Annotated in this window: 13 protein-coding genes; 6 read left to right on the forward strand and 7 right to left on the reverse strand. The window is 66.1% G+C overall.

The window, feature by feature from the left end; all coding sequences use genetic code 11:
- Window positions 1-71 precede the first annotated feature (71 nt).
- The 5 genes from K7I12_RS03695 to doeA form a co-directional block, all read right to left on the reverse strand.
- Entirely contained in the window at window positions 72-1,541 is a 1,470-nt protein-coding gene (locus K7I12_RS03695) for an NAD-dependent succinate-semialdehyde dehydrogenase (RefSeq protein WP_231663062.1), read from the reverse strand.
- Between the two features lie 176 nt (window positions 1,542-1,717).
- Window positions 1,718-2,494 carry a formate dehydrogenase accessory sulfurtransferase FdhD gene (locus K7I12_RS03700; RefSeq protein ID WP_231663063.1) on the reverse strand — a complete coding sequence of 259 codons (777 nt, stop codon included), beginning with the start codon at window positions 2,492-2,494 and terminating at the stop codon, window positions 1,718-1,720.
- Window positions 2,495-2,554: 60 nt separating this feature from the next.
- A complete protein-coding gene (locus tag K7I12_RS03705) occupies window positions 2,555-3,031 on the reverse strand; it encodes an Lrp/AsnC family transcriptional regulator (RefSeq protein ID WP_031382675.1) in 477 nt (158 codons plus the stop codon).
- A 50-nt stretch (window positions 3,032-3,081) separates the two neighbouring features.
- Window positions 3,082-4,104, reverse strand: a complete 1,023-nt coding sequence (doeB, locus tag K7I12_RS03710) for a N(2)-acetyl-L-2,4-diaminobutanoate deacetylase DoeB (protein ID WP_231663066.1) — start codon at window positions 4,102-4,104, stop codon at window positions 3,082-3,084.
- A gap of 39 nt (window positions 4,105-4,143) precedes the next feature.
- Window positions 4,144-5,343 carry an ectoine hydrolase DoeA gene (gene doeA, locus K7I12_RS03715; RefSeq protein WP_231663069.1) on the reverse strand — a complete coding sequence of 400 codons (1,200 nt, stop codon included), beginning with the start codon at window positions 5,341-5,343 and terminating at the stop codon, window positions 4,144-4,146.
- A 201-nt stretch (window positions 5,344-5,544) separates the two neighbouring features.
- Between doeA and ehuR the strand changes: the two genes are divergently transcribed.
- The 6 genes from ehuR to K7I12_RS03745 all read left to right on the forward strand — a co-directional run bounded on the left by ehuR (window position 5,545) and on the right by K7I12_RS03745 (window position 11,531).
- Window positions 5,545-6,951: a MocR-like ectoine utilization transcription factor EhuR gene (gene ehuR, locus K7I12_RS03720; protein ID WP_031382672.1), complete on the forward strand. Its 1,407-nt coding sequence runs from the start codon at window positions 5,545-5,547 to the stop codon at window positions 6,949-6,951.
- 44 nt (window positions 6,952-6,995) lie between these two features.
- A complete protein-coding gene (locus K7I12_RS03725; protein WP_031382671.1) occupies window positions 6,996-7,931 on the forward strand; it encodes a 2-hydroxyacid dehydrogenase in 936 nt (311 codons plus the stop codon).
- 86 nt (window positions 7,932-8,017) lie between these two features.
- Window positions 8,018-9,004, forward strand: coding sequence for an ABC transporter ATP-binding protein (locus K7I12_RS03730; RefSeq protein ID WP_084173290.1), 987 nt, complete (start codon window positions 8,018-8,020; stop codon window positions 9,002-9,004).
- Entirely contained in the window at window positions 9,001-9,762 is a 762-nt protein-coding gene (locus K7I12_RS03735; RefSeq protein WP_031382669.1) for an ABC transporter permease, read from the forward strand. The genes K7I12_RS03730 and K7I12_RS03735 overlap by 4 nt, the downstream gene beginning before the upstream one ends.
- Entirely contained in the window at window positions 9,726-10,496 is a 771-nt protein-coding gene (locus K7I12_RS03740; protein ID WP_231663070.1) for a hypothetical protein, read from the forward strand. The genes K7I12_RS03735 and K7I12_RS03740 overlap by 37 nt, the downstream gene beginning before the upstream one ends.
- A gap of 108 nt (window positions 10,497-10,604) precedes the next feature.
- On the forward strand, window positions 10,605-11,531 hold the full coding sequence (locus K7I12_RS03745) for a lysine exporter LysO family protein (protein ID WP_231663071.1): 927 nt from the start codon (window positions 10,605-10,607) through the stop codon (window positions 11,529-11,531).
- A 362-nt stretch (window positions 11,532-11,893) separates the two neighbouring features.
- On the opposite strand, the gene K7I12_RS03750 is transcribed toward K7I12_RS03745, so the two are convergent.
- Window positions 11,894-12,982, reverse strand: a complete 1,089-nt coding sequence (locus K7I12_RS03750; protein ID WP_231663072.1) for a porin — start codon at window positions 12,980-12,982, stop codon at window positions 11,894-11,896.
- Between the two features lie 415 nt (window positions 12,983-13,397).
- Entirely contained in the window at window positions 13,398-14,129 is a 732-nt protein-coding gene (locus tag K7I12_RS03755; protein ID WP_231663073.1) for a ProQ/FINO family protein, read from the reverse strand.
- Window positions 14,130-14,166 lie beyond the last annotated feature (37 nt).

The raw sequence follows: 14,166 nt of genomic DNA on the forward strand, positions 1-14,166 counted from the left end.
AGTGGACTATTGTCCATGAGCATTTCACGTCAATGGCTCAACAACGCCTGGCCGAGCGCAGCCAGTTTCAATCAGCTTCCGGATAGTGTTCCCAATCCACCGATGCAGTAGTACTTGGTCTCGAGGAACTCCTCGATCCCCGCGGTGCCGCCCTCGCGGCCCAGGCCCGACTGCTTGACCCCGCCGAACGGGATCGGCGGCCCGGTCATCTTGACGGTGTTGACCGCGACCATGCCGTTCTTCAGCGCGCGCATGATCTTCCAGATGCGCCGCACGTCGTAGGTGTAGAGATACGCCGACAGCCCGTACTCGGTGTCGTTGGCCATCTCGATCACCTCGTCGTCGCTGCGATAGCGGGTGATGCCGGCCACCGGCGAGAAGTTCTCCTCGCGCCAGACCTGCATCTCGGCGGTCACTCCGGTGAGCAGCGTGGGCATGAAGAAGTTGCGCCCCGGCGCCTGGGACTGATCGCCGTGCACCAGCGTCGCGCCGCGGGACAGCGCGTCGTCGACGATCGCGGTGGCTTTCTCCACCGCCCGCTCGTGGATCAGCGGGCCGAGATCGACCTCGCTGTCCAGCCCGTTGCCCACCGTCAGCGCCTTCATGCGTTCGGCGAAGTGCGCGACGAAGGCGTCGTGGATGTCCTCGTGGACCAGGATGCGGTTGGCGGCCAGGCAATCCTGCCCGGCGGTCTGGAACTTCGCCGCCACCGCCGCCAGCGCGGCTTCCTTGGGGTCGACGTCAGGGCCGACGATGAACGGCGCGTTACCGCCGAGTTCCAGCGACACGCGCTTGACGGTGCTGGCCGACTGTTCGAGCAGCAGCCGCCCGACCGGCGTGGAGCCGGTGAACGACAGCGCCATGACCCGGGTGTCCTTGCACAGCACCTCGGAGACCGTCGGCGCATCGCCCAGCACCACGTTGAACACCCCGGCGGGGATGCCCGCGCGCTCGGCGAGCTCGGCCAGCGCCAGCGCGGTGAACGGCGTCTCGCCGGCCGGCTTGACCACCACCGGGCAGCCGGCGGCCAGCGCCGCGCCGGCCTTGCGGGTGATCATCGCCAGCGGAAAGTTCCACGGCGTGATCAGCGCGGCGACGCCGACCGGCTCCTTGAGGGTGCCCAGCGTCGAGTTGGGGATGTGGCTGGGAATCGTCTGGCCGAAGGTGCGCTTGCTCTCCTCGGCGAACCAGCGCACGAAGCTGGCGCCGTACTCGACCTCGCCGCGGGCGTCGGGCAGCGGCTTGCCCTGCTCGAGAGTCATCAGCGTCGCCAGGTCCTCGCGGTGGGCCTGCAGCAAGTCGTACCAAGTGAGCAGCCGGTCGCAGCGCTCATCGACGCGCAGCCCGCGCCAATGCACGAAGGCCCGGTCGGCGGCGTCGACGGCGCCGCGGATCTGCTCCGCCTCGAGCAGCGGGATATGGCCCAGCGTCTCACCGGTGGCCGGGTTGATCACGGCCTGTTCGCGCCCCGCGTCGCCGTGGGTCCACTTGCCGTCGATGTAGGCGTACTGGCGGAATAACCGCAGGTCGCTGAGTTTCATGGTCAGCCTCCCTGAAACGAACCTCAAATGACATGGCCGGGTATCGCTACCCGTCTGCCTGTCAGGCTAGAGGATTCGGCGCCAGGGGTGTTTCTGTTCGCCGCAGCGCCAAGGCGGTTTTTTTCTGCAAAGCGCGGCGTCAAAGCGGTTTTTTTCGGCGACGGTGCGATGCCGGCTCAGCCGCCGCCACTGAGCAGTTCCAGCCGGCGGCCGCGATGGCAGCAGATCAGGTTGAGTTCGCAGGCGCGAGCGACTTCCACCGCCAACGCCGAGGGCAACGCCAGGGTCGCCAGCGTGGCGATGCCCGCGCGCACGCTCTTCTGTACCAGTTCCAGGCTGCAGCGACTGGACAGCAGCACCGCGGCGGGCATGGCGCGAGCCGCGAGCCCCGCGCCGATCACCCGATCCAGCGCGTTGTGACGGCCGATATCCACGCCGCTGAAAATCACCTCGCCGTTTTCGTCCAGACCCAGCGCGGTGTGCAACCCGGCGCGCCCGCCCTGGCTGAGCGCCTCGAGACCCCGTTGCAGCGCATCCGCCGCCAGCGGCGGATGCGCCGGCAAGCGGGTCAGGCCGAACATCAGCTGCGCCTCTTCGGCTACCCCGCAGGCGCCGCAGCTGGATACCGAGGGCCCGCCGCGCTGCAAGCGTGCGGCGCGCTCGGCGATGCGCGGCGCCACCGACAGGCGCACGCTCAGGCCGTGGCGCAAGTGCGACAGCTCGATCGCCTCGACCTGGGCGGCGCGCTCGATCCAGCCGGCGGTGAAGGCATGGCCCAGCGCCAGCGGCTCGAGCGATTCGGGGCTCGCCAGCAAGGTGACCATGGCCGTGTCGTTGAGCGTCAGAGTGACCGGCTGTTCGGCGGGATCGCCGAAATCGCGCAATGGCCGGGCTCGCTGATCGTCGTAGCCATCGGCGGGCGGGCTGGCGTGAGTCGGTTGAGATGCAGGCATGCAGAACGCCCCGGTCAACGAGAGAGCATGGTATTTTGTAAACGCCCTCTCAGGATGGCCTCATGAGTCCTCTGCGTCGAGAGCTATCGGCGGCGCCTGATGCTTGACGGTCTTGGTGACGATGTAGGTGAAATAGCGCTCGATGCCCAGCTCCGAGGACAGCCAGTCATCGATCAGCCGTTGGTAGGCGTCGATGGAAGTCGCCTCGACCTTGACCAGGTAGTCGACGCCGCCGCCCACCGCCACGCATTCGGTGACCAGGGGCTCGCCGCGCATGGCGTTCTCGAAGCGCTGGAAACTCTCGGCGTTGTGCGCCTTGAGCTCGATCTGCATCCATACCGGGTTGCGCTTGACGACCGTCCGCGGGTTGATGCGTGCCGAGTAGCCTTCGATGACTCCGGCCGCTTCCAGCCGGCGCACCCGTTCCCAGCACGGGCTGACCGACAGGTTGATCGCCTCGGCCAGCCGCGATTTGGTAATGCGCCCGTCCGTGGCGAGGATTTCCAGGATCTTGAGATCGTAGCGGTCGAGCTTCATGCGGGTCCGTTGTCGAGGCCGCCGGCGGCGCCGACGGACGTTGAGCTGAATCAGGCGTCGAGGGAATCGACCACCTCGGCGATCACCGCGATGGTGTCGCCCATGTTGACCAGCGACGGGAAGCGCCGCGCCACCAGCACGCCGCTGCGCTTGGCATGGTATTCGACCGGTGCGGCGCCGGTGCGGGTCATGTCGTAGATGCGCGCGATCACCTCGCCCTCGCGAACCGTGTCGTTGAGCGCCAGAGTCAGTTCGAGCAGGCCGGTATGCTCGCTCTGCACATAGCAGGAGGCATCCGGCATGTCGACGTAGACCTGCGGCTTCTCGGGCAACTCCAGCTCGCCGTCGATCAGATCGTAATGGATCAGGAAATTGCGTATGCCGCGCTCGGCGATCGCCATGCGCTCGGGGTTGGTGGAGCCGCCGCCACCGAGTTCGGTGGCGACGAACACCTTGCCCTGGCTCTCCACCGCGGTGTCGAACAGCTTGGCGGCGTCGAGCTCGAACATCAGCATCGCGGTGGGCGCGCCGAACGCCTTGGCGCCCTCCACGGCCTGGCGCTGGAGCTGCTTGTCGTCGAGCTGATGCGAGGCGCCGAACGGGATGATGTCGAGGGTGCGCCCGCCGGAATGCAGGTCGAGCACCACGTCGACCAGCGGCACCAGGTAGCGGGTGAAGTAATCGGCGATCTGCTCGGTAACGCTGCCGTCGGGGTCGCCGGGAAAGCTGCGATTGAGATTGCCGCCGTCCATCGGCGAGGTGCGCCGGCCGACCTGGGCGGCGGGCACGTTCATCATCGGCACGATGATCACCCGGCCATGAACGTCGCCGGCCTTTAGCGAATTGGCGAGCTTGAGCAGCGCGGTGATGCCCTCGTACTCGTCGCCGTGATTGCCGCCGGTCAGCAGCGCGCTGGGGCCCTCGCCGTTGCCGACCACGGTGATCGGAATCATCACTGCGCCCCAGGCCGATTCGTCGGTGGAGATCGGCAGCTTGAGAAAGCCGTGCTGGACGCCGTCGGCCTCGAAGTCGACGGTTGCGGAGATGGGGCTGGGCCGCCTGCGTTGGCTCATGACTGTTGGCTCCTTCATTTGACGAACGGCTGGCGCGCCTTACTTGACGAATAGCTGGCGCGGAAAGTCGGCCAGCGGCTCGGCGCCGTTCTCGGTTATCAGGATACTCTCGGTGATCTCGAGACCCCAGTCGTCCATCCACATGCCGGGCATGAAATGGAAGGTCATGCCCGGTTCGAGGATCGTCTCGTCGGAAGGACGCAGGGACATGGTGCGCTCGCCCCAGTCCGGCGGATAGCTGATGCCGATGGGGTAGCCGCAGCGCGCACCGCCGCGGTCGAAGCCGTACTTGTCCATCGCCGCGCCCAGCGCCATGGCGATGTCGGCACAGCGATTGCCGGGCCTGGCGACCGCCAGGCCGTTCTCGATGCCCTCGAGCAGCGCCGATTCGCCACGCACGAACTCCTTGGGCGGCGTGCCCAGGAACACCGTGCGCGACAGTGGCGCATGGTAGCGCTTGTAGCAGCCGGCGATCTCGAAGAAGGTGCCCTCGCCCTTGCGAAACGGCGTGTCGTCCCAGGTCAGGTGCGGCGCGGCGGCGTCGGAGCCGGTCGGCAACAGCGGCACGATCGCCGGGTAGTCGCCGCCGAACACCGTGCCCTGACCGTCGGTCCAGCCCTCGGTGCCCACGCGATAGATCTCCGAGACCAGCTTGCTCTTGGCCAGGCCCGGCTCGATTACCTCGAGAATCCGCGAATGCATGCTCTCGACGATGCGCGCGGCAACCCGCATGTATTCGATCTCTTGCGGCGACTTGATCGCCCGACACCAGTTGACCAGCGCGTTGGCATCGGCAAAGCGCGCATGCGGCAATTCCTTGAGCAGGCTCTGATAGGCCTTCGCCGAGAAGTAGTAGTTGTCCATCTCCATGCCCACCACGCCGCGGTCCCAGCCACGCTCGGGCATGATCGACTGGGCCAGGTATTCCATGGGGTGCATGTCGGGATTCTGGACGTAGTAATCCGGGTAGTAGGTGATATTGTCGGGATCCAGCCAGCAGGTGCGCAGCGCGCCGTTGCTGTCCTGGCGTCGGCCGTACCACACCGGCTCGCCCTCCAGGCCGAGCAGCACGCATTGGTGCACATAGAACGACCAGCCGTCATAGCCGGTCAGCCAGGCCATGTTGGAGGGATCGCTGATGATCAAGACATCGATGCCCCGGCTGGCCATCGAGCTACGTACTTTCCACAGACGCTGAGCATATTCCTCACGCGTGAACGGCAGGGTCACCTGGATCATGGACCTCGTCCCAACACGAATCGCCAAATTCGGCCCTCGCCGCCATGCGGGAGGCCGAGCCGCTTGCCTGGACGCTTGGTAACAAGCCGACACCGAAATTGTCATGACTTGAGTTTGTTGAAAACATGACAATTACCTGCCAATGTCCTACGGCGATACTAGCACCAAGGCTGAGCCAGCCGTCAAAGGCTTTATTGAATCATGACAATTGACCTGACGCCGTACCTGTCGTCGCACGGCCCCAAGTACCTGGCCATCGCCCGGGCGCTGTCCGAGGCGATCCGCCACGGCGAGTTGACCCCGGGCACGCGCCTGCCGCCGCATCGCCAGCTCGCCGAGGCACTGGGGGTCAGCGTGCAGACGGTCTCGCGGGCCTATGCCCAGGCCGACAGGATGGGCCTGGTCCAGGCCCGGGTGGGTAGCGGCACCTGGATCAACACACTCGACGACAAGCGCGAGACGGAATACCTGCGCACCGGCGAAACGCGCCCCGAAGCGGCGCTGATCGACCTGTCGATCGCCCACCCGGTATGCCCGCCGACCCACCATCTGCGCTTTCGCGAGACGCTCGCCGAACTCGCCGAATCGGCTTCGCCCGAAGTGATTTCGGCCTGCCGACCGATCGCCGGACTGGTGTATCAGCGCGAGCGGGCCGGCCAGTGGCTGCGCGAGCGGCTCGGGGTACCCGGCGACACCGAGGAGCGCATTCTCTGCAACGGCGCCGCCCATGGCCTGATGGTGGCGATCACCACGGTGGTCCAGCACGGCGACGTGGTGCTCACCGAAGCGCTCAGCGATCACGGCCTGATCGCGCTGTCGCGGACCCTGGGCTTTCAGCTGCGCGGCGTGGCGGTCGATGCCGAAGGCGTCGTCCCCGGGGCGCTGGATACCGCCTGCCGCCGCTTCAAGCCAAGCGCCGTGTGCCTCACCCCGAGCCAGCTCAACCCCACCGGCGCGACCATGAGCGAGGCGCGCCGCGACGCCGTTGCCACGATACTCGAGCGCCACGGCATCTGGCTGATCGAGGACGACGTGCATGCGCTGCTCGAAGCACCGGGCCTCGCCCCGCTCACCGCCCGCCTGCCCGGGCAGAGCTTTCATGTCACCAGCCTGACCAAGGTCACCGTGCCGGGGTTGCGCGCCGGCTATCTGACGGTGCCGCGCGGCCAGCTCCATCATGCCCTGCCGCGCCTGCGCGCGACCAGTTGGATGGCCACGCCGCTGATCTTCGAGATCGCCGACCGCTGGTTGGCCGACGGCAGCGTCGAGGCGCTGGCCGCCCAGCAGCGCAGCCTGCTCGCCGAACGCCAGCGCCTGGCCGCGCGCCGCCTGCAGGGCCACGAGATCGCCGCACGGCCCTCGAGCCTGCACGTCTGGGTGACGCTGCCCGCCGCATGGCGTGCCGAGGAGCTGCGCCAACAGGCCGAACAGGAGGGCCTGGCGCTGACCGCCTCGCAGCCGTTCATGGTCGAGCAAACCCCGCCGCCGCGCCGCGTGCGCCTGAGCCTCGGCGCCGAACCCGATATCGAGCGCCTCGATCGTGGCCTCGAACTGGTCGCCCGCTTGCTCAACGAGGCGCCGCCACCCATGCTGGCAATGGTCTACTGATTCGCCGCGACAATCGCTCACAGACTGCTTGGAGAGGAGAGCCGATGCGCATACTAGTACATATCGACGACGCCGCCACCTGGCGCGACGCGCTGGCCCAACGCCTGCCCCACGCCGAGGTGATCACCAGCGAGCAGGCCGACGGCCAACCCCAACAGGCGGATTACCTGGCGGTCTGGAAGCCGCCCGCCGAACTGCTCGAGAGCCAGACCCGGCTCAAGGGCATCGTCAATCTCGGCGCCGGCGTCGATGCGCTGCTCAACAATCCGGGCCTGCCCCGCGACGTGCCGATCGTCAAGCTGCGCGATGCCGGCATGGCACCGCTGATGAGCGATTACGTGCGCTTCGGCGTGGTGTATTTTCAGCGCGACTTCGATCGTTACTTCGCCCAACAGACGCATGCCGTGTGGCACGAATCGCCGCTCGTCGACAAGGCCGACTGGCCGCTCGGGGTGCTCGGCCTGGGCGCCATCGGCGCGCATGTCGCCCAGGCGCTGGCCGAGGACGGCTTCCCGGTGCACGGCTGGAGCCGCTCGCCGAAAGCGCTCGACGGCGTCACCTGCCATCATGGCGACGCGGGCCTGGACGAGTTGCTCGGCACGGTGCGCACGTTGATCACGCTGCTGCCGGATACCGCCAGCACCCGCGGCATCGTCAACGCCCGCACGCTGGCGCTGATGGCCGATGGCGCCAGCCTGATCAACCCCGGCCGCGGCACGCTGATCGACGAGGGCGCGCTGCTCGCCGCGCTCGGCCCCGGCGACAAGGAAGGCCGGCTGCGCGGCGCGCTGCTCGACGCCTTCAGCGAGGAACCGCTGCCTCGCGACAACCCGCTATGGAGCCATCCGCGGGTGCGCATCACCCCGCACATGGCCGCGCCGACCCCGGTGCGCGACGCCGCCGACCAGGTCGCCGCGCTGATCACCGCGCTCGACAACGGCGGGGAGGTCGAGACCATCGATCCCGGCGCCGGCTATTGAGGCACCGTCGTGCGGCCCGAAGCGGGTCGCCGATATGATAAGGTGTCTGCCCCGCAAACACCCAGCAAGGCCGCCCGGAACATCCCATGAACGACAGCCTGACCGCGACGCAGCATTCCCGCGCGACGACCGCCCCGAGCGACGTCGCGCCGGCGATCGTCAGCGTTCGCAACCTGACCAAGACCTACGCCTCCGGCTACCAGGCGCTCAAGCCGATCGACCTGGAGATCCGCCGCGGCGAGATCTTCGCCCTGCTCGGCCCCAACGGCGCCGGCAAGACCACCCTGATCAGCATCATCTGCGGGCTGGTCAACCCCAGCGGCGGCACCGTGCTGGCCGACGGCCACGACATCGTCCGCGACTACCGCGCGGCCCGCGAGCGCATCGGCCTGGTGCCGCAGGAGCTGACCTCGGACGCCTTCGAAAGCGTATGGAACACCGTCAGCTTCAGCCGCGGGCTGTTCGGCAAGCCCGCCGATCCGGCGCATGTCGAGCGCGTGCTCAAGGACCTGGCGCTGTGGGACAAGCGCGACAACAAGCTGATCACCCTGTCGGGCGGCATGAAGCGCCGGGTGCTGATCGCCAAGGCGCTGTCCCACGAGCCGCAGATCCTGTTCCTCGACGAGCCCACCGCGGGGGTCGACGTGGAACTGCGCCGCGACATGTGGAACGTGGTGCGAGGCCTGCGCGAGGCCGGCGTGACGATCATCCTCACCACCCACTACATCGAGGAAGCCGAGGAGATGGCCGATCGCATCGGCGTGATCAACAAAGGCGAGATCATCCTGGTGCGCGACAAGCGCGAGCTGATGCGCCAATTGGGGCGCAAGCAGATGACTCTGCAGCTCCAGCAGCCGCTCGCGGCGCTTCCGCCCGCACTCGCCGGCTATCCGCTGGAACTCGCCGACGACGGCTTCGAGCTGGTCTACAGCTACGACTCCCAGCAGCAGCAGACCGGCATCACCGGCCTGCTCGACGCGGTCAGCGCGGCGGGCATCGAGATCAAGGACCTGCATACCCGGCAGAGTTCGCTGGAAGATATCTTCGTCAACCTGGTCAAGGAGCGCCAATGAACCTCACCGCGGTCCGCGCCATCTACCGCTTCGAGATGGCCCGCGCCCGGCGCACGCTGCTGCAGAGCATCGTCTCGCCGGTACTCTCGACCTCGCTGTACTTCGTGGTCTTCGGCGGGGCGATCGGCTCGCGCATCAGCGAGATCCAGGGTGTCAGCTACGGCGCGTTCATCGTGCCCGGGCTGATCATGCTGATGCTGCTCACCCAGAGCGTATCCAACGCCTCGTTCGCGATCTTCTTTCCCAAGTTCTCGGGGACCATCTACGAGCTGCTCTCGGCGCCCATCTCGCACTTCGAGATCGTGCTCGGCTACGTTGGCGCCGCCGCCACCAAGTCGGTCATCCTGGGGCTGCTGATCCTGGCCACGGCCAGCCTGTTCGTACCGCTGCAGATCGCCCATCCGCTATGGATGCTGCTGTTTCTGCTACTCACCGCGATGACCTTCAGCCTGCTGGGTTTCATCATCGGCATCTGGGCGGACAACTTCGAGAAGCTGCAACTGGTGCCGCTGCTGGTGATCACGCCGCTGACCTTCCTCGGCGGCACCTTCTATTCCATCGACATGCTGCCCGCCATCTGGCAGACGCTGACGCTGGCCAACCCGGTGGTCTACCTGGTCAGCGGCTTTCGCTGGAGCTTCTTCGGCATCAACGACGTCAGCCTCGCCGCCAGCCTGGGCATGATCCTGCTGTTTCTGGGCGTCTGCCTGGCCATCGTGGCGTGGATCTTTCGCACCGGCTATCGCATCCGGCCCTGAGCGTCGCCACCGCCATGCCCGACTCGATGCGCCATCGTCGATGCCCACCGCTCGCCCTGTGGCAGGCTCTGCTGAGCGCGGCCTGGCTGATCCTGGCGCCGTTGGCCGCCACGGCCGGGGCGGCGCAGCCGCCGGTCGCCTTCGAGGCCCGCTACCGGCTGACACTCGACGGCTGGCCGGACATGACCATCGCTCATCGCCTGAGCCGGCAGGGCGATCACTGGCAGAGCCGCATGCAGGCCGAACTCTCGATCGCCAGCGCTCGCGAGACGAGTCGTTTCCGGATGGTCGACGGCGACGCCGAGGCGCTGCTGTATACCAGCCGCTATAGCCTGATGGGCTTCGGCGAGCGCTTTCGCCTCGACGCCGACCAGCTCGCCACGCTGCCCGACCGCCAGACGGCGCTGTTCAGCCTGGCGCGCCGGGCGCCCGCTGCCGAGTGCCGCGGCAAGGCCGCCACGCCTTGCACGATCGGCTATCTGGACCACAAAGGCGGGCGGAAGGCCCTCGACTATCGGGTGCTGGGCCTCGACAGTCGCGCCACGCCGGCGGGTCGCTTTCCCGCCGTGACCGTCGAGGCCTGGTCGCCGGACAAGCCCGAACGGCGCCTGACGCTGACCTTCCATCGCGACGTACCGGGGCTGTTGCTGGGCATGAGCTACCGCCGCGATGGCGAGCGCCGTAGCCGTTTGAGCCTGGTTAGCGTTGCCATCGCGGACCATCAGCCGCGCTGATGGGGCATCAGCGATTGTCACCGCTGTCCGACCGGCCGCTCTGATAAGCTAGCCAGCTTCGCTTCGCGGGTGTTCGCCCGCACCTTCGACCGACAAGGAAGAACAGGCATGGTTTCTGGGCTGCTGATCATCCTGCTACCGCTGATCCTCGGCTATCTGGTGCCGGTGCGCCATGCCGGGCTGCAGGCGGCGATCAATCACGGCGTCAACGGCTCGATCTACGTGATCCTGGCGCTGATGGGCGTCAGCCTGACCGGGCTCGACGACCTGGCCGGCCAGCTCGGTCGCATGGGCGGTCAGGCGGCGACGCTGCTGGCGGTGATCGCGCCGATCAATCTGCTCGCGCTGTACGTGCTGTCGCGGCGCAGCCGGCTGCGCGCCGGCACTTCGCCGGTGGTCGAGGGCGCGCCGACCAGCAAGCTCGCCGCGATGCGCGGGTCGTTGATGCTGGCCGGAGTGGTGGTGCTGGGTATCGTCGTCGGCATCGTCTTCGGCCGGCTGGGCTGGGTGGCGGCACCGGCGCTCGCCGAGCGACTCGCCGAATGGGTGCTCTACGCGTTGCTCGCGCTGATCGGCTGTCAGCTGCGCAATTCCGGCATGCCGCTCAAGCAGATCCTGCTCAACCGCCATGGCCTGGCGATCGCCGTCACGGTCGCGGTCAGCTCGCTGGCCGCCGGGCTGCTCGCCGCGCCGCTGCTGGAACTGCGCTGGAGCGAGGGGCTGGCGCTGGCCTCGGGCTTCGGCTGGTATTCGCTGTCGGGGATTCTGGTCGGCGATCGGCTGGGGCCGGTGCTCGGCGGGGTGGCGTTCTTCAACGACCTGGCCCGCGAGTTGATCGCCTTTCTGCTGATTCCGCTGGTGATCCGGCGCTGGGCACCGCTGGCCATCGGCTTCGGCGGGGCGACGTCGATGGATTTCACGCTGCCGGTGATCCAGCAGCACGGCGGGGTCGCCTGCGTGCCGACCGCCGTGGTCAGCGGGTTCATCCTGTCGCTGCTGTCGCCGCCGCTGACGCTGTTCTTCCTGTCGCTGTAACCCGCCAGGCTGGCGCAATCGCCCGCGGCCCGCTCAGGTTGCACCGGGCTTGCAGATTGCTTGACGACTGCCTGCCGCGCACAGGGCGACGATACGCTTTCACCGATCCGACACGAGCTCACCATGGTGCATCGCGCGATCCCTTCTCGCTCCGCTTGCCGCCTTCTCGGCCGCCACCGGGCAGCGCCCCGGGACGAGCTGCGCGTGTTCGCCTGAATATGCCGGACACAATAAAAACCGCCCATCAGGCTTGCCTGATGGGCGGTTATATCAGCCGAAGCTGTAGTTCATTCGGCCCTGATAAATGGCCGCTTCGTCACACTCTAGATCATACCTCAGGCGCGACAGGTCAAGCCAACAGCTTAGAAGCTGTAGACGGCACCCACGGCGATGCCGTCGTTTTCGTCTTCTTCCCTGTCGTACCAGGCACCTTCGATAAAGGTGTACATGGCCGGAGAGATGTTGTAAGTGGCACCCAGGACAATTTCATTGCGGGAATCGTCGTCGTTGACGGCCTCCCAAGCGTCACCGCCGCTTAAGTCAACGTACTGGTAGGCTGCGTAGACATCACCGTAGCCATAGCCGTAGCGGGAACCCAGGCCAAAGCGGTTCTCGTCGGGCAGGTAGTCATCGTCACCCGACTCGTAACGCTCGTACTTGAGAGCCACCTGGAGCTGCTCCATGGTGTATTCGGCGGTAATACCGTACTGGTCGCCGGCATCGAAGTCCTCGCCAGCTTCCGGTCCAGTGTCGTAGATGTCGCCAGTGATCTCGCCGTCGTAGTTGTCGAGGCTGTCGTAGACACCCGCGACAGAGAAGGCGCCCATGGTGTACTTGGCACCGCCGAAGAACGCGGCATTCCCGTCGCTGTCGACGTTCTCGGCTTCGGCGTCACCCTTGTACTGAGCGCCCACGGCGAACTGCAGACCCCCGAAGACGGGCGACATGTACTGGATCTTGTCGCCTTCGCGGTCGGTGTCGGTGTTCTGGGTGTTGACGCCATCGTCGCCGGAGACCGGGCTGTCGGTGACATCGAAGAATTCGTTGTTGGTGACCGGATCCTGGACCCAGTCGTCGATCAGCGTATCCCAGGAACCGACACGGGCGTCACCGAAGTTGCCCTGCAGGCCCATGTAGACCTGGTCGCTGCGGGAAATGCCATCTTGCTGGTCGCTACCTTTCGCTTCGTCGGCGTTGAACTCCCACTCGGCCTTGAAGTAGCCGGTCAAGCCCGGGTTGATGACATGCTGGCCTTTAACGCCGAAGGTCGAGCCGTTATCGAAGATTTCATCTTCGGAGTTGCCTTCGGCATTGTTGACGGATTTGTAGGCAGTCTGCAGGTTGCCGTAGATGTCCAGCTGAGTACCGTCCTGGTTATAGACAGTGGCAGCCTGGGCAGCGGAGGCACCCAGGGCACCGGCAATAGCAGTCACTAAGAGCGTCTTTTTCATCACGATAGTTCCTTAACTAGCTTACTGTTCGATCGTTGTTTGCAACCGGCTTGCCAGGCACGCCCCTGAGATTCTGGTGTGAAGCGCTCTTGCCTTAGCGAAGCCTTGTTATTATCCAATGCTCGCAGAGGAACCTTATACTGGGCTCTGGCGGAACGCAACAAGAAAAAAACACTGTTTTTAATCTCGCCACGTCAACCCACTTGACGGCCATGTTCACCCTGAGCACTGCCGATACCGAATACACCGGCACCGCGTCACGCAATGACCCTAGCGCCCTTCTATGACCGCCAAGTGACAAACGCGAACGCTGTTCATGATGATCAGCCATCCCACTGATTGCAAGACGCCTAATAAAGTAACTATTCGGCGCTTTCCAACGGCTGGTTAACGTAAGCCGACGAATTAGTGGTTCTTACTGCTTGCCATGCTTGGCCAACAGATCACCCAGTTTGCGATCGAGCCGGGCGCTGGGATCCTGGCGCCCCTCCCGCTGTACCGCCTTGTCGCGCTTACGTTGTTGGGACTGTAGCGCCTCCAGCTTCTTGTGCGCATGGCGCGCCTCGCCCGGCGTGACGGTGCCGGCCGGTTCGCCAGCCAGGTCGACGCGTTCGGCGCCGGCCCGCACGGCCTTGAGATAGCGCGGCAAATTGACGTAACAGGCCAGCGCACGACGCACCAGCTTGTCGGGCCAGGGCTCGTTGGCGACCAGATCCTCATGGATACCGACTTTCAACGGCCGTGTGTGCCCCTTGAAGAAAGTATCGGTATAACGCCGATACCATTCATCGAGCAGCGCCTGCGGCGAGGGTGCCTCGACGGTCGCCAGGCTACTCTGGGAGCCTTGTTCCTCTGTGAGCGTACCGGCGGTTTCCCGCTCGGCCTCGGTAGTAGCTTCGGTCGCCGTCGCAGGCAACGCCACCCGGCGCGGCAATGGGTAGCCGCGCTCGGCATTGGTCGTTTGGGCAGGCGACTCAGTGTCGCTGGGCTGCGCGGCAGGCCCGGCCCGATTCGCCAGCGAATGGCGAAGTTGTTGGTTCTCGCTCTCCAGGCTGGCTAGTCGTTGCCGCAGGCTGGCAATCTCCTGCCGCTCATGCCGGACATGCTGCTCCAGGGAATCGAATAGCGCGACTACGCGTTGCGTCATCAAGGGCAACCTCCATTGCTTTCGTATAGCTAGCGTC

Origin of the sequence: Halomonas sp. IOP_31 (assembly GCF_021151495.1) — a bacterium.
Classification (GTDB): Bacteria; Pseudomonadota; Gammaproteobacteria; order Pseudomonadales; family Halomonadaceae; genus Modicisalibacter; species Modicisalibacter zincidurans.

What these genes read in the sequence shown, in the direction of transcription:
- K7I12_RS03755 (WP_231663073.1), bottom strand. Translation starts at nt 14,129, where the DNA reads ATGACGCAACGCGTAGTCGCGCTATTCGATTCCCTGGAGCAGCATGTC.
- K7I12_RS03730 (WP_084173290.1), top strand. Translation starts at nt 8,018, where the DNA reads ATGAACGACAGCCTGACCGCGACGCAGCATTCCCGCGCGACGACCGCC.
- doeB (WP_231663066.1), bottom strand. Translation starts at nt 4,104, where the DNA reads ATGAGCCAACGCAGGCGGCCCAGCCCCATCTCCGCAACCGTCGACTTC.
- K7I12_RS03735 (WP_031382669.1), top strand. Translation starts at nt 9,001, where the DNA reads ATGAACCTCACCGCGGTCCGCGCCATCTACCGCTTCGAGATGGCCCGC.
- doeA (WP_231663069.1), bottom strand. Translation starts at nt 5,343, where the DNA reads ATGATCCAGGTGACCCTGCCGTTCACGCGTGAGGAATATGCTCAGCGT.
- ehuR (WP_031382672.1), top strand. Translation starts at nt 5,545, where the DNA reads ATGACAATTGACCTGACGCCGTACCTGTCGTCGCACGGCCCCAAGTAC.
- K7I12_RS03695 (WP_231663062.1), bottom strand. Translation starts at nt 1,541, where the DNA reads ATGAAACTCAGCGACCTGCGGTTATTCCGCCAGTACGCCTACATCGAC.
- K7I12_RS03700 (WP_231663063.1), bottom strand. Translation starts at nt 2,494, where the DNA reads ATGCCTGCATCTCAACCGACTCACGCCAGCCCGCCCGCCGATGGCTAC.
- K7I12_RS03725 (WP_031382671.1), top strand. Translation starts at nt 6,996, where the DNA reads ATGCGCATACTAGTACATATCGACGACGCCGCCACCTGGCGCGACGCG.
- K7I12_RS03745 (WP_231663071.1), top strand. Translation starts at nt 10,605, where the DNA reads ATGGTTTCTGGGCTGCTGATCATCCTGCTACCGCTGATCCTCGGCTAT.
- K7I12_RS03705 (WP_031382675.1), bottom strand. Translation starts at nt 3,031, where the DNA reads ATGAAGCTCGACCGCTACGATCTCAAGATCCTGGAAATCCTCGCCACG.
- K7I12_RS03750 (WP_231663072.1), bottom strand. Translation starts at nt 12,982, where the DNA reads ATGAAAAAGACGCTCTTAGTGACTGCTATTGCCGGTGCCCTGGGTGCC.